A 14,501-nucleotide genomic window follows, 5' to 3' on the forward strand; every position below is an offset into this window, starting at 1 on the left:
TGCGTCGTCAGTCGGCGACGACCAGCGAGGGGGTCTCCTTGGTGAGGACCTCGCCCCGGAAGAACGCGGGGCTGCGGCGCTGCATCACCAGCATGATCACCACACCGAGCAGCAGCAGGCCCACGCCGATCACGAAGACCGAGCCCATGCCGAGGACGGAGGAGCCGGAGCCGTAGGCCGGGTCCCACATGTCGTAGAGCGTCTTGCCGAAGACGGCGGTGAGCATGAGGCCGCCGAGGGCCGGCAGGACGCCCTTGAAGAGCGCGTCCTTGGCCGAGTTCGTCAGCTCCTTGCGGAAGTACCAGACGCAGGCGAAGGCGGTCAGCGCGTAGTAGAAGCAGATCATCAGGCCGAGCGCGTAGATCGTGTCGACCAGGACGTTCTCGCTGACCAGCGTCATGACCGTGTAGAAGACGCCGGTGGCGACACCCGCGACGACCGTGGCCAGGCCCGGGGTCTTGAAGCGCGGGTGGACCTTGGTGAAGGAGTGCGGCAGGGCCTCGTACGTCGACATCGCCAGGACCGTACGCGCCACCGGGATGAAGGTGGTCTGGAGGCTGGCGGCGGCGGACGCGAGGACCGCGACGAACAGGGTGACGCCCAGGACACCGCCCATGACCGGCCCGGCGAGGGCGGCGAAGACGTTGTCGGAGGTGTCCGGGTTGGCCAGGCCGAGGCCCTTGTCGCCGGAGCCGACGACCATCTGGGCGGCGATGCCGGTGGCCAGGTACGAGCCGACCAGGACGACCATGGTGATGAGCGCGGCGCGGCCGGGGGTCTTGGCGCTGCCGGTGGTCTCCTCGTTGGTCGCCATGCAGGCGTCCCAGCCCCAGTAGATGAAGATCGCGAGGGAGAGTCCGGCCGTGAAGGCGGAGAAGGACTCGACCGCGAAGGGGTTCATCCAGGACCAGGAGAAGTCGACGCCGGTCGAGAACTCGGGGCTGCCCACCTTGGTGAAGGCCATGACGACGAAGATCGCCAGGACCGCGAGCTGGAGGCCGACCAGCGTGTACTGGACGCCCTTGGTGGCCGTCATGCCCCGGTAGCTGATGGCGGTCGCTATGGCGATGAGGGTGAGGCAGGTGAGGATGTGGACGGCCTTGTTGTCGTCCAGGGCGGCGACGTCCGGGTTGCCGGCGATCTCTCCGGCCAGGAGCCAGAAGTAGGAGGTGGCGACGCCCGCGAGGTTGGAGAGGACGATGATCGTCGCGATCACCAGGCCCCAGCCGCACATCCAGCCGACGCGGGGGCCGAAGGCCTTCACCGTCCAGGTGAAGGACGTGCCGCAGTCGGGCATGACCTTGTTGAGCTCGCGGTACGCGAAGGCGACCAGAAGCATGGGCAGGAAGCCCGCGAGGAAGACGGCGGGCATCTGGAGCCCGACCTCGCCGGCCGTCGAGCCGAGGGTCGAGGTCAGGCAGTACACAGGGGCGACGGTCGAGATGCCGATGACGGCACTGCCCATCAGCCCGACGGAGTTCCCGCCGAGTCCCTTGGTCCGCATGTCGTCGGAGTCGCCCATTCGGGTGACGCCCCTTACCGTGTCTCCGGCCTGGGGCCGCGCTTCCACCTGAGTCATGACAGGGACGTTAGGTGCTGCGGTTTCCACATCCGGAAGATGGAAGTCCGGGATCTTCACCTTGCTTTACGAGGTGAGGTGCGGCCGATGGTCAAGGATTCAAAGACGCTCCTCCGTCATCGACCACCTCTTTGGTGGGCGCCCAGGCGATTGTTCGGTATGCGGGAACCGCAGCGGTGTCCATTTTGCCCGTTTTAAATTTTTCCCAAGACTTTTTTCGGCCGTTGCCAGGGCGTGTTTCAGCCGACGTGGGGAGCGGCGTGCCATGCCCCTCCTGGGCGCCGGCTTGGGCCGCACGCGCCTTGTTTCCCGCCGCGCCCGGGGGCGAGTTTCCCCGCGCGCCCCGGGGCACGTTTCCCCGCGCCGCGCCCCGGGCGGCGCGGGGGCGCCGGGGTGCGGCGGACGCCGGACAGGGGCGAGCGCGCGGTGGGAGCGCTGGGCGGCCGGAGCGGGGGTCGATCCCGGCCCGTACGACGAGTGCGGCCCCGTCTTCGTCCACGCCGAGGAGTGCGGCGGGCAGACCTCCGGCCCCCGCTACCCGGCCGGCCTGCACGGAGCGCGTCGCGTGCTGCGCGCCTACGGCGCCCAGGGGCGCATCCTCGGCGGCACCCTGATCGAGCTCCCCAGGGAACGGGCCGCCGAGGTGGACGGCGTCCTGCGCGATGTCTTCGCCGACCCGGAGGTCGCGCTGGTGCACGTACGGGCCGTGGAGTTCGGCTGCTTCATGGTCGAGATCCGCCGCCGTTGAGCCCCCTGGCCGCTCACCCCACCTCGTACCCCAGCGCCGTCGCGAGCACCGCCGCCTGTTCGAGGTCGATCCGGGCGCCCCTCGCCTCGACCCGCAGCGGGTCGAGGGAGGACAGGTCGCTGCCCCGCAGGTCCGCGCCCGTCAGGAGGGCGCCGGCGAGGTCGCAGCGGGCCAGGCGCGCCCCCTCCAGGCGGGCGGCGGTCAGGTCCGCCTCGCGCAGGCGGACGCCGTCGAAGTCGGCCTTGCGCAGGTCGGCGGTGTGGAGCGTGGTGAACGACCAGTCACCGCCCGCCACCTCAAGGAGGGCGAACGTCGACCGTTCGAAGCGGCTGCCGACCAGCTTGCAGCCCTCGAAGCGCGTGTCGAAGAAGCGGCACGTGCGGAAGAGCAGTTCGTGAACGCCGTCGCCGTATGGCGTGAGGCGTTGAACCGCACGCCCGAGAAGACGCACCCGTCGAAGACGGCACCCTCGCTGACGACCTCGGTCCAGTCCGTGTCGTAGAAGGTGCATCCGGTGTACGTCGTCCCGGCGCCCAGCTCCCGGCCGTACCAGTCCTCGCCCCGGACGACGAGCTCGTGTGCGTTCGGCATGGTCCGATTCATCAGGCGACCACTGACACCGGCCCGTCGTTGCCGTTTCGGCAACACCTCTTGCCGGTACCGGAAGCGGGAGGTACGGGTGGGGCATGGAGTCCTCGCCCCCGCTCGCCGACGTCCTCGCCGACGTCGGCCCCCGCCTCAGGCGCCTGCGCACCCGGCGCGGCGTCACCCTGACCGCGCTCGCCGAGGCCACCGGCATCTCCAAGAGCACCCTCTCCCGCCTGGAGAGCGGGCAGCGGCGTCCCAGTCTGGAGCTGCTGCTGCCCATCGCGCAGGCGCACCAGGTCCCCCTCGACGAGCTCGTCGGCGCTCCGGAGGTCGGCGATCCGCGGGTCCGTCTCGCGCCGCGCGACCGGGGCGGCAAGGTGGTGGTGCCGCTGACCCGCCAGCCGGGCCCGCTCCAGGCGCTGAAGGTCGTCATCCCGGCCGGCCACGACGAGCCGGACCCGCGCGTCCACGAGGGTTACGAGTGGCTGTACGTGCTCGCCGGGCGCCTGCGGCTGGTGCTGGGCGAGCACGACCTGACGCTGGGCGCCGGTGAGGCGGCCGAGTTCGACACGCGTGTGCCCCACTGGTTCGGCAGCACCGGCGACGGCCCGGTCGAGGTCCTCAGCCTCCTCGGGCGCCAGGGTGAGCGCATGCACTTCCGCGCCAAGCCGAAGTCGGCACGCTGACACGGCTGTTGTCCCATTGCTCCCTTGATGTCCGCGTGGGGCGCGAGGAGACTCGGAGGGAGGAGGCCGACCGCATGCTCATCCATCGCCTCGGACGTGACGTCACCGTCCTCAACGACCATCTCCCCGTGCCGGGCATCGGTTTTCTGACGGTCAACGCCTTCGTGCTGCACGCCGCGGAACCCGTCGTCGTCGACACCGGGCTCAGCCTCCCCGACCGGGGCTTCATGGACGCGCCGGGTTCCGCGGTCGATGTGCCCGACATCCGGTGGATCTGGCTGACCCACCCGGACCGCGACCACACCGGAGCGATCTTCGACCTCCTCGGCGGCCGCCCCGAAGGCACGGGTGGTGACCACCTTCCTGGGGGCGGGGATCATGTCGACGTACCGCCCGCTGCCCATGGACCGCGTGTACCTGCTCAACCCGGGCCGGAGCCTCGACGTCGGTGACCGGACGCTGACCGGGTTCCGTCCGCCGCTGTACGACAGCCCCGCGACCGTCGGGTTCTACGACACCGGGTCGGGGGCGTGCTTCAGCTCCGACTGCTTCGGGGCGCGCTGCCCTCCGCCGAGCCGGCCGCCACCGACGACGTGGGTGACGTACCGCCGGACACGCTGCGGGCGGGGCAGTTGCTGTGGGCGACGGTCGTCAGCCCGTGGGTGCACATGGTCGACCGGGAGACGTTCCTCAGCACGCTGGAGCCGCTGCGCGTCATGACGCCCGAGCGCATCCTCAGCACCCATCCGCCGCCCGCCGGCGGGCGCTCGCCGGAGTTCCTGGAGACGCTCGCCTCCGCACCGGCGGCCGATCCGTTCGCCGGGCCCGACCAGCGTGGCCTGGAGGAGATGCTCGCCGGCTTCGAGCCGCCCGGCGAACCGGCCGCCGGGATGCCCGACGGCACGGCCAGGCCCACGGTCGAACCCACGGTGACCTGACCGCTCGGTCACCCCCCCGCCCCTCACACGCATGAGTGACGACCTTGTGCAGAGCGTCACCCACTGCTGACGCATTCACCATCGACAAGGCACACTGTCGAGGGCGAAACCAGCGGTACGGGGCAGGGGGAGCTATGGGCCGTGACAACGGGCCGCGAGTGCCGGAGCAGCGCGCTCCGCGTCCAGGTCCCGCTCGTGCGAGCGGCGATCTGCGCTTCGGCGTGCTCGGCCCGGTGCGCGCCTGGTGCGACGGCGAGGCCCTGCCCTCCGGATCACCGCAGCAGCGGGCCCTGCTCGCCGCGCTCCTGCTGCGGGACGGGCGTACCGCGACGGCGTCCGAGCTGATCGACGCCATCTGGGGCGACGAACCGCCCTCGCAGGCGCTCGCGGCGGTGCGGACGTACGCGTCCCGGCTGCGCAAGGTGCTGCCGCCCCAGGTGCTGGTCAGCGAGTCCGGCGGGTACGCGATCCGCGGCCGCGCCGACGCCCTCGACCTGAACGTCGCCCAGGAACTGGCCGCCGAGGCGGAGAAGGCCCGGGCTTCCGGGGAGCGCGGCCAGGCGCGGGTCCTGATCAACAAGTCGCTGGGCCTGTGGGACGGCGAACCCCTCGCCTCGGTGCCCGGACCCTACGCCGAGACGCAGCGCGCCCGGCTGGAGGAGTGGCGGCTCCAGCTCCTGGAGACCCGGCTGGACCTGGACCTGGACTGCGGGCTGCACGCGGAGGCCGTGTCCGAGCTGACGGCGCTGACCGCGGCGCACCCGCTGCGCGAACGGCTGCGGGAGCTGCTGATGCTGGCGCTGTACCGCAGCGGGCGCCAGGCGGAGGCGCTCGCCGTGTACGCGGACACGCGACGGCTCCTCGCGGACGAACTCGGCGTCGACCCGCGGCCGGAGTTGGCCCGGCTCCAGCAGCGCATCCTCCGGGCGGACGCGGAACTGGCCCGTCCGGTCGAGGAGCCCTCCCCCGCGCCCACGCTGTCGAACCCCGCGCAACTGCCCGCCACGGTCCCGGACTTCACCGGGCGCGCCGGGTCCGTACGGGACCTGGGCCGCCGACTGGCCACGGCCGAGGGTTCCGTCATGGCCGTGTCGGCGCTCGCCGGGATCGGCGGGGTGGGCAAGACGACGCTCGCCGTGCACGTCGCCCACGCCGCGCGGCCGCACTTCCCCGACGGGCAGCTGTACGTGGACCTCCAGGGCGCGGGCGCGCGGGCCGCCGAGCCCGAGACCGTCCTCGGGGCGTTTCTCCGCGCCCTGGGCACGGCGGACTCCGCCATCCCCGACACCCTGGAGGAGCGGGCGGCGCTGTACCGCTCGACGCTCGCCGGCCGGCGGGTCCTCGTCCTGCTCGACAACGCGCGGGACGCGGCGCAGGTCCGTCCCCTGCTGCCGGGCACGGCCGGGTGCGCGGCGCTCGTCACCAGCCGCGTCCGCATGGTCGACCTGGCCGGGGCGCACCTGGTGGACCTGGACGTGATGTCGCCGGAGGAGGCGCTCCAGCTCTTCACCAGGATCGTGGGCGCCGAGCGGGTCCAGGCGGAGCGCGAGGCCGCCCTCGACGTGGTCGCCGCGTGCGGGTTCCTCCCGCTCGCGATCCGCATCGCCGCCTCCCGCCTCGCGGCGCGCCGCACCTGGACGGTGTCCGTCCTGGCGGCCAAACTCGCGGACGAACGCCGCCGCCTGGACGAGCTCCAGGCGGGGGACCTGGCGGTCAAGGCCACCTTCGAACTCGGCTACGGCCAGCTGGAACCGGCCCAGGCCCGCGCGTTCCGCCTCCTGGGCCTCGCCGACGGCCCGGACATCTCCCTCGCCGCGGCGGCGGCGATCCTGGACCTTCCCCTCCACGCCGCGGAGGACCTCCTGGAGTCCCTGGTGGACACCTCCCTCCTGGAGTCCGCCGCCCCGGGCCGCTACCGCTACCACGACCTGGTCCGCCTCTACGCGCGTGCGTGTGCGGAACGTGACGAACGGTCGCCGTCGGAGCGGGAGTCGGCCCTTTCGCGCCTGCTGGACTTCTACCTGGCGACGGCGAGGTGCGTGTACGCGCTCGAACGCCCGGGGGACCGCTTGGTCGACCACCTGGAACCGACGACGTACGAGGGCCTGACCTTCACGGACCGCCACGCGGCGCTGGACTGGCTCTACACGGAGGCGAACTGCCTGCTGGCGTGTGCCCGCCAGTCGACGGAGGGCAGCGGGTTGCGGCGCGCGGTGGACCTGCTGTGGGCGGCGAAGGACCTGGCGGAGTCGGGCGCCAACTCGAAGCAGTACGAGTCGGCGGCGGTGGCGGCCCGCGACGCGGCCCGCGCGGCGCACGACCCCCGCACCGAAGCCCGCGCCCGCACGGCCCTCACCAACGTCCACCTGGTGGCGGGCCGTTACGACGAGGCCGACGAGGAGGCCCGTAATGCCAGGGCCCTGGCCACGGAGGTCGGCGACACGGCGCCGGTGTACTGGGCGGACAACGACCGGGGGATCATCGCCTTCAACCAAGGACGGTTCGCCGAGGCGGAGGAGCACCTGCTCAACGGCAGGGAGGGGTCTCGCCTGGATGGGAACCTTCCGGGGGAGGCGAGCGCCCTGTGCAACCTCTCGCGTCTCCACCTGCTCACCAACCGCTCGAGCAGTGCCATAGCGCTTGCCCGTCAGGGCATCAGCCTCTACGAGCGCATCGGAAGTGACCTGCGCCTGGCCAATGGCCGCTACGCCCTCGGGGTCGCGCTCTCCCACGCCGGCCGCCACGCCGAGGCCCTGGAGCAGTTCAACGAGGCGCTGCACAGCTTCGGGAAGAACCGTCAGCGCCTGTGGGAGGGCGCCACCTATTTCCGCATCGCGGAGGCGCACGTCGCCGCGCGACGACCCGCGATCGCCGCCCAGCACGCCGAGCAGGCTCTCGCGAACGGTTGCATCGGTGGCGACCGTATGCGGGGCAACGTCCTCACCACTCTGGGCAGGGCTCTCGCCGCCCTCGGGCAACGGGATCGTGCCCGGGCCTGCTGGGAGGAAGCCCTGTCGCTCTACGAGCAGTTGGAAGCACCCGAAGCCGAGGGAGTGCGGCTTCTGCTGAATCCGGTGGCGGTGGCCTGAGCCCACGCAACACCGGCGTTCAGCGTTCGTTTATCGGCGCCCGGCACTCTGGGTGCATCGATCCGCCGCGTCGGGGGACAGACGGATCGGCAGGGGCCCCGCCGCTAAGGTGAGCGGTCCCGGTGCGCCCGTTCGGAGACCACGGGGGAGTCACCGAACGGGCGCATTCCATCACTGCCGCAAAGAACGGGGAGACGATGATGAGCGACGCCAAGAAGAGCGAGCAGATCACCACCATGGGCGACAACCACACGCCCACGCCGCCCAAGGACACCATCACCACGCTCGGCGACAACCACACGCCGGCGCCGCCCAAGGACACCATCACCACCATGGGCGACAACCACACGCCCGCGCCGCCCAAGGACACCATCACCACCATGGGCGACAACCACACGCCCGCACCGCCCGCGGGTATCTGAGACTCACATCCCGACGGGGTGCGGCCGCGGCGGTGCGGAGGGGGAGCCGCCGCGGCTGCGGCATTCGCAGCCACATCGTTCACGGGAGATGGAATGACTCGCACCAAGCGCCTGCTGGGCACGACGTTGATGGTCATGGCCGTCGCCGCCGGCGTCGCGACGCCCGCCCCGGCCGACAGCCACGCCGTGTCCGTGCCCGCCGGGGTCCGGCTCGCCGACGGCGTCGTGGTCCCCCTGGGCGACAACCACCTGCCGGTTGAGCCTCGGGGCTGAGAGGGCCGACGAGGAGGGGCCGGATCGCTGATCCGGCCCCTCCTTCGTCTTCTTCGCCGTCATACGCGCCGGACGTGCACATCCGCTCCGCACAGCTTGACCATGTCGTCCTCGTCCGACGTGAAGAGGATGACGCGGCCCGGTTGGCGCCTGGCGATGACGGCCAGGGCAGCGTCGATCGCGTACGGCGCCCTCCCGCAGCCACGCGCACTCCTGTGGCGGTGCCCCCTGCCCCGGCGTAGCGTCGGGAGCGAGAGCCCGGACCGCAAGGAGGCCGATGCCATGGTCCGCAACGCCCTCGGTGGCATCCTCGCTCTCGTCGGAGCGACGGCCGCCGTATGGAGTCCCTTCCGTGCCTGGTACGAGGGCCGTCAGGGACGCGACTACCGGGTCGCGGACCTGTTCGGCGGCATCACCGCTACCAAGGCCGATCTGTTCACGTCCCTCCTGTTGCCGCTCGCCGTCGCCGCGCTGCTGACGCTGATCGGGCTGGTGCTGCGGTCGCGCCTGCTGGTGACGCTCGCCGGCGTGGTGGTGCTGGGCTTCACCGTCCTGTGGATGGTCCGCCAGAGCCAGGCCGCGGACGGGCTGGCCCTGGAGACCGACGGCTCCGGGCTCGGCTGGGGCGTGGTGATCGCCCTGGCCGGAGGCGTACTCCTGCTGCTGGCCGCCCTGGTGATGAGCGGGCGCCGTGCCCTGCGGCGCCGGGCGCGTGAGCGGCGTGAGCGCGAGCCCGAGACGTACCCGCCCGACGGCGACGAGTACGGGCACGGGCAGGGGCAGGGCTACGGATACGGAGGCGGCCACCCGGACGACGGCTACCGGCACGGCGATCCGTACGGGCGTGACGACACCCGGTCGTACGGGCCCGACGACCCCTACGGATCGCAGGGCCCCGGCCACGGCCAGACCCCGCGGGGCTAGCGCGCGCCGCTGCGCCCCGTGGCCGTCCCCTTCACCGCGTCGAGCGCGTACACGCAGCGGTCCTTGCTGCACGCGTAGACCACGCCGGCGCGCGCCACCAGCGAGCCCGTGATCTCGCCGCCCGTCGTCAGCTTCCAGCGCAGTTGCCCGCCGCTCGCGTCGAGCGTGTACAGCACGTGGTCCGCCGAGCCGAAGTGCAGACGCCCGTCGGCGACGACCGGCGCGCCGATGATGGCTCCGCCCGCCGCGAACCGCCATCTCGGTGTGCCCGTCACCGCGTCGAGGGTGTACAGGGCGCTGCCGCTGCCGACGTGGATGTTGCCGTCGGCGATGAGCACCGGCTCGGTCGACTGGCGGGACTCGGTGGCGATGCGCCAGCGGTCCTTGCCGGTCGTGGCGTCGAGTGCGTACACCGTGCCAAGGTAGTCGGCGAGGTACACCCCGCCGCCGGTGACGGCCGGGCCGGGGGCGAAGGCGGCCGGGGAGAGGAAGACCGCGGGCGCCTCGAAGTGCCAGCGGACGTGGCCGGACATGATGTCGACGGACAGGACGCGGGTGCCGGCGGCGACGTAGACGTATCCGTCCTCCGCCGGGGTGACGCGCACCGGTACGCCGCCGCAGGAGGCGGCGTCGCCGATCGGGTACGACCAGCGTTCGGTGCCCGTGCGGGCGTCGAGCGCGCGCAGGCGGGCGTCCTGCCATACGTACACGGTGTCGCCGTGGATGACCGGGCCGCCCTCCGGCGTCTCGAAGTCGGTCTGCGCGCCGGTGATCTCCCAGAGCTTGGCGCCGTTGGAGGCTTCCCAGCCCTGGACGCCGCCGCCGCGCGTGCCGGTGACGACGGTGCCGCGGTCGACCTTGAGGGAGTAGACCCAGGCGTCGGCCCGCAGGCGCCACCGTTCGCTGCCGTCGAGCGCGTCGAGGGCGTACAGCGACGGTCCGTCGGAGGCGTGGATGCGGCCCCCGGCGACCGCCATGCACCAGGCGACGTCCCGCGTCTTGAACTGGCGCCGGCCGCTGGCCACGTCCAGGGCGTGCACCTCGAAGGAGGTGACGTAGAGGAGGTCGCCGTCGACGATCGGGGTGCCCCACACATCGTTCGACATGCGGAAACGCCAGGGGCGCCAGTGGCCGGGGCCCACGTTCTCCGGGGCCGGCGGCGGGGCCGGGGCGGGGACCGGCGGGCCGGAGGGCGGCGGTTCCGCGCCGTTCGGCAGGCCCGCGGGCGGGCGGACCCAGCCGGTGGTCGCGGGGCCGGCGGGGTCGGCCGCCGCGAGCGCGGCGCGCGTGTCGGAGACCCGCGGGCCCGGGCCGATGGGCACCCTGGCGCCCGCGAGCCGGACGGGGGCGCCGGGCTGGGCGGGCGGGGCGAGGTGACCCGTACGCGGGTCGCTGCCGCCACCGCCGTGGTTGCCGCGCCAGGCGGCGTCCCAGTCGCCGCCGGGCCCCGGAGCCGGGACGGAGTTCGACGGCCCGGCGTTCGGCGGGGGCGCGACCGGCGGCGCGGGCGGGGCCGGAGGGGCGGGCGGCGGGGGCGGGTTCGGGCGTCCGCCCCGGCGCGCCTCGATCATCGCGGTGGCCCGCGACGGCAGCCACGCCGACGCCGTACCGCTGTCGTCGCTCCCGGAGAACAGGTGCGGCGCGAGCTGCGCCTGGAGGTCGGCGGGGGACGGCCGCCGCCCGGCCTCCATCCGCATGCAGGCCTCGATCAGGGGCCGCAGCTCGTCCGGCAGCCCCTCCAGGTCGGGGCCTTCGCGCAGCAGCATGAAGACGGTCTCGACCGGGTTGGCGCCGTGGAACGGCGCGTGCCCGGTCGCCGCGAACACGAGCGTCGAGCCGAGCGAGAAGACATCGCTCGCGCCGGTCACGCTGCGGGAGTCCTTCGCCTGCTCGGGTGACATGTACGCGGGCGTGCCGACGGCGACGTTGGTCATCGTCAGCCGGGTGTTCGACACGCCTGAGGCGATACCGAAGTCGATGACGCGCGGGCCGTCCTCGACGACGAGCACGTTCGACGGCTTCAGGTCGCGGTGGACGAGGCCGGCCCCGTGGATCGACTGCAGGGCCTCGGCGATGCCGGCGGCCAGCCAGCGCACCGCCTGGGCGGGCAGCGGCCCGCACTCGTTCACTATCTCCTCGAGGGAGGGCGCCGGGACGTAGGCGGTGGCCAGCCACGGCACCGCCGCCCGCGGGTCGGCGTCCACCACCGCCGCCGTGTAGAAGCCGGACACCGCCCGTGCGGCTTCCACCTCGCGCGTGAAGCGGACGCGGAACAGCTGGTCCTCGGCGAGTTCGGTCCGCACCGTCTTGATCGCCACGCGTCGGCCGGACGCCGACCTGGCGAGATAGACAAGGCCCATGCCACCGGCACCGAGCCGGCCCAGCACCTCGAAGGGGCCGATCCGCCTCGGGTCGTGCTGCGTGAGCTGCTCCACTTGCCTGCCACCTCCCCGTAGGGGCCATGAAAGTACGGCCCCGTCGCCCCTGATTGTTCCTGTCCGGGGCGGTGGTTGCGAACCCGGGGGCGGATCGGGGTGTCTCACCCCGATTCGGACACCCCACTCACCCCCCTTACGCCGCTTTGGGCTCGGCGAGTACGGCGAAGACGGCTCCCTGGTTGTCGGCGAGGACCGCGATCCTGCCGTACGGGGTGTCGAAGGGCGGCTCGGTGACGCGCCCGCCGAGGCGTTGCGCGGTGGCGGCCGTGTCGTCGCAGTCGTCGACGGCGAAGTAGACGAGGAAGTGGGCGGGCATCTCGGCGGGGAAGGCGTCGGTGATCACGCTGCGGCCACCGATGGCGTTCTCGTCGCTCGCCTGCGTCCCCGCGGGCGACCAGACCCGGAAGTCGATCGAGGCGTCGTCCAGGTCGCGGACCTGGAAGCCGAAGACGGTCTCGTAGAAGGCGTCCACGGGGTCCTTCTGCCGGGTGTACACCTCGGTCCAGCAGAAGGAGTTCGGCTCGCCCTGGACCTGGAACCCGCTGTGCTCGCCGGCCTCCCACAGGCCGAACACGGCGCCGCCCGTGTCCACGGCCAGCGCCATCGTCCCGTGCGGTCCGATCGGCACGGGGTCCGTGATCATCCGGCCGCCCGCCTCCAGGATGCGGCGACTGGTGGCGACGGCGTCCGGGGTGGCGAAGTACACGCCCCAGACGGTGGGCATCCGGCCGTCCCCCTTGGGCGCCAGACCGGCGACGCGCCGGCCGTCGCTGTAGGCGTTGGTGTACTGGCCGTAGGCCGGGTCGCCGTCGTCGAACGTCCAGTGGAAGAGCTCGCCGTAGAAGCGCTTGCCCGCCGCGAGGTCGGGGAGCAGCACGTCCACCCAGCACGGCGTGCCCTCTGTGAATGCGGCCATGGACCTGACCCCTTTCCTTCGCGCGGACGGTGTGGCACCCGTCACAGTCAAGTTAACGGCGCGGGGCGGGCACCGCAGGGAAAGAAATCGCACACCTGTACCCATCAGGCGCGGCCGAGGGGTGGCGGAGGCACCCCGGGAGCCGCGCCGCCCGGCTTATCCACCAAAGTTATCCACAGGCTGTTGATAATCCTATTGGCCGAAAGTGAAGCCTCTGCGCCGGGCGGAGCCCCAGCGGCCGGCGCCGTCGGCCGAGGCTGCGGCGCCCTTGCGGGGACTGGCGGACCGCGCCTCCCGGCACCTCCACGCGCGGACCCGGGGAGGCACCGCGGGCCCTCCGCACCCATTTGCAGTCGGCCGAATCGCGCCCCGATCACCCGTCGGTAAGCTGACTGCATGACAGGACAAGTACGCACCGTCGACGGCCGTGTGGCCGGCCGACGCGGACAGGCGACGCGGCAGAAGCTGCTCGACTGCCTCAGCGAGATGCTCAGCTCCTCGCCGTACCGGGACGTCAAAGTCATCGACGTGGCCCGGAAGGCGGGCACGTCACCCGCGACCTTCTATCAGTACTTCCCCGATGTCGAGGGCGCCGTCCTGGAGATCGCGGACGAAATGGCCAAGCAGGGCTCGTCGTTGACCGAACTGGCCTCCGGCCGGACCTGGGTCGGCAAGGCGGGATGGCAGTCGTCGGAGGAGCTGGTCGAGGGGTTCCTCGACTTCTGGCGCAAGCACGACGCCATCCTGCGCGTGGTGGACCTGGGGGCCGCGGAGGGCGACAAGCGGTTCTACAAGATCCGCATGAAGCTGCTGACCTCGGTGACCAACTCCCTTACGGACGCGGTCAAGGAGCTCCAGTCCAAGGGCAAGGTCGACAAGGACGTCAACCCGGCCGCGATGGCCGGCTCCCTCGTCTCGATGCTGGCGTCGGTCGCCTCGCACCAGAAGGGCTTCCAGGCCTGGGGCGTGAAGCAGGCCGAACTCCGGCCGAACCTGGCGCTGTTGGTCCACCTCGGCATCACGGGCAAGAAGCCGACGCGGTAACGCCCTTCCTCACCCACCCCCTTCCCTTACGTTCACGTCCCTTACGTCCTGTCGCGCCGACGGCGGTCGACCCCGACCTCCGTCGGCGTTCCCGTTCCCGGACCGGTACGACAGCGGTGCCGCGCCGCCCGTACGCGTACGTGCCTCGCGCCCACCCGTCCCGCAGGATGTCGCCATGACCGACTTCCACGGCTCTCACGACTTCCATGACTTCCATGACACCCTGCGCTCGCTGCGCGTCTGGGACACCGATCTGCCCGCCTTCGACCCGGACACCGCGCCCGCCACGCCGCTGCCGCTGTTCCGCGCGTGGTTCCTGTCAGCGGCGAAGGCCGGGCAGGCCGAGCCGCACACCATGTCACTGGCCACCGTCGACGCCGACGGGCGGCCCGACGTACGGACGGTGATGCTGCACGACGCGGACGAGCGCGGCTGGCACTTCGCCTCCCACGCCACCAGCGCCAAGGGCCGCCAGCTGGCCGCCGCCCCGCACGCGGCCCTCGGCTTCTACTGGCCGGCGCAGGGCCGCCAGGTCCGCCTGCGCGGGCGCGTCACGACGGCGCCCGCCGAGGAGGCGTACGCCGACCTCCACGCCCGTTCGGCGGGCGCGCTGGCCGCCGCGCTGGTGGGCCACCAGAGTGAGGTACTGGACTCGGTGGCGACGCTGACCCGGGCGAGCGAGGCGGCCTGGGAGCGGGCGGAGGCGGAACCGGACGCGGACGCGGCGACGTGGACGCTGTACGTCCTCGACCCGTACGAGGCCGAGTTCTTCCAGGGCGACGAGCGGCGGCGGCACGTACGGTTGCGCTACCGGCGGGACGGGGGCGAGTGGGTACGGGAGCTGCTCTGGCCCTGA

At 72.4% G+C, this 14,501-nt stretch carries 14 protein-coding genes; 10 read left to right on the forward strand and 4 right to left on the reverse strand.

Features of this window, described 5'->3' with window-relative positions:
* Positions 1-7: 7 nt before the first annotated feature.
* Positions 8-1,579: an APC family permease gene (locus ABZZ38_RS18205; RefSeq protein WP_356740751.1), complete on the reverse strand. Its 1,572-nt coding sequence runs from the start codon at positions 1,577-1,579 to the stop codon at positions 8-10.
* 265 nt (positions 1,580-1,844) lie between these two features.
* Here ABZZ38_RS18205 and ABZZ38_RS18210 point away from each other — a divergent pair, with 265 nt between their 5' ends.
* Positions 1,845-2,327: a DUF1203 domain-containing protein gene (locus ABZZ38_RS18210; protein WP_356740753.1), complete on the forward strand. Its 483-nt coding sequence runs from the start codon at positions 1,845-1,847 to the stop codon at positions 2,325-2,327.
* Positions 2,328-2,340: 13 nt separating this feature from the next.
* Here ABZZ38_RS18210 and ABZZ38_RS18215 read toward each other — a convergent pair whose 3' ends face one another.
* Entirely contained in the window at positions 2,341-2,778 is a 438-nt protein-coding gene (locus ABZZ38_RS18215) for a pentapeptide repeat-containing protein (RefSeq protein WP_356740755.1), read from the reverse strand.
* A gap of 235 nt (positions 2,779-3,013) precedes the next feature.
* Between ABZZ38_RS18215 and ABZZ38_RS18220 the strand changes: the two genes are divergently transcribed.
* From ABZZ38_RS18220 to ABZZ38_RS18250, 7 genes are all read left to right on the forward strand, one after another.
* Positions 3,014-3,601 carry an XRE family transcriptional regulator gene (locus tag ABZZ38_RS18220; RefSeq protein ID WP_356740757.1) on the forward strand — a complete coding sequence of 196 codons (588 nt, stop codon included), beginning with the start codon at positions 3,014-3,016 and terminating at the stop codon, positions 3,599-3,601.
* Positions 3,602-3,675: 74 nt separating this feature from the next.
* Complete coding sequence (locus tag ABZZ38_RS18225; protein ID WP_356740759.1) at positions 3,676-4,053, forward strand: MBL fold metallo-hydrolase; 378 nt, start codon at positions 3,676-3,678, stop codon at positions 4,051-4,053.
* Positions 4,054-4,131: 78 nt separating this feature from the next.
* Complete coding sequence (locus tag ABZZ38_RS18230; protein WP_356740761.1) at positions 4,132-4,539, forward strand: hypothetical protein; 408 nt, start codon at positions 4,132-4,134, stop codon at positions 4,537-4,539.
* A gap of 134 nt (positions 4,540-4,673) precedes the next feature.
* Positions 4,674-7,628, forward strand: a complete 2,955-nt coding sequence (locus ABZZ38_RS18235; RefSeq protein WP_356740763.1) for a BTAD domain-containing putative transcriptional regulator — start codon at positions 4,674-4,676, stop codon at positions 7,626-7,628.
* 200 nt (positions 7,629-7,828) lie between these two features.
* Positions 7,829-8,050: a hypothetical protein gene (locus tag ABZZ38_RS18240; RefSeq protein ID WP_356740765.1), complete on the forward strand. Its 222-nt coding sequence runs from the start codon at positions 7,829-7,831 to the stop codon at positions 8,048-8,050.
* A gap of 93 nt (positions 8,051-8,143) precedes the next feature.
* A complete protein-coding gene (locus ABZZ38_RS18245; RefSeq protein ID WP_356740767.1) occupies positions 8,144-8,323 on the forward strand; it encodes a hypothetical protein in 180 nt (59 codons plus the stop codon).
* A 282-nt stretch (positions 8,324-8,605) separates the two neighbouring features.
* The gene (locus tag ABZZ38_RS18250; RefSeq protein ID WP_356740769.1) at positions 8,606-9,247 is read left to right on the forward strand and encodes a hypothetical protein; all 642 of its coding nucleotides are present in this window, start codon (positions 8,606-8,608) and stop codon (positions 9,245-9,247) included.
* On the opposite strand, the gene ABZZ38_RS18255 is transcribed toward ABZZ38_RS18250, so the two are convergent.
* On the reverse strand, positions 9,244-11,682 hold the full coding sequence (locus ABZZ38_RS18255) for a PQQ-binding-like beta-propeller repeat protein (protein ID WP_356740771.1): 2,439 nt from the start codon (positions 11,680-11,682) through the stop codon (positions 9,244-9,246). The two genes, ABZZ38_RS18250 and ABZZ38_RS18255, sit on opposite strands and share 4 nt — an antisense overlap.
* A 136-nt stretch (positions 11,683-11,818) precedes the next feature.
* Positions 11,819-12,601, reverse strand: coding sequence for a VOC family protein (locus ABZZ38_RS18260; protein ID WP_356740773.1), 783 nt, complete (start codon positions 12,599-12,601; stop codon positions 11,819-11,821).
* A gap of 396 nt (positions 12,602-12,997) precedes the next feature.
* On the opposite strand from ABZZ38_RS18260, the gene ABZZ38_RS18265 reads away from it, so the two are divergent.
* A complete protein-coding gene (locus ABZZ38_RS18265; protein WP_356740775.1) occupies positions 12,998-13,645 on the forward strand; it encodes a TetR family transcriptional regulator in 648 nt (215 codons plus the stop codon).
* Between the two features lie 175 nt (positions 13,646-13,820).
* Positions 13,821-14,501, forward strand: coding sequence for a pyridoxal 5'-phosphate synthase (locus tag ABZZ38_RS18270; protein ID WP_356740777.1), 681 nt, complete (start codon positions 13,821-13,823; stop codon positions 14,499-14,501).

The sequence above is a fragment of the Streptomyces sp. NPDC006368 genome, from assembly GCF_040612535.1.
Lineage (GTDB): Bacteria > Actinomycetota > Actinomycetes > Streptomycetales > Streptomycetaceae > Streptomyces.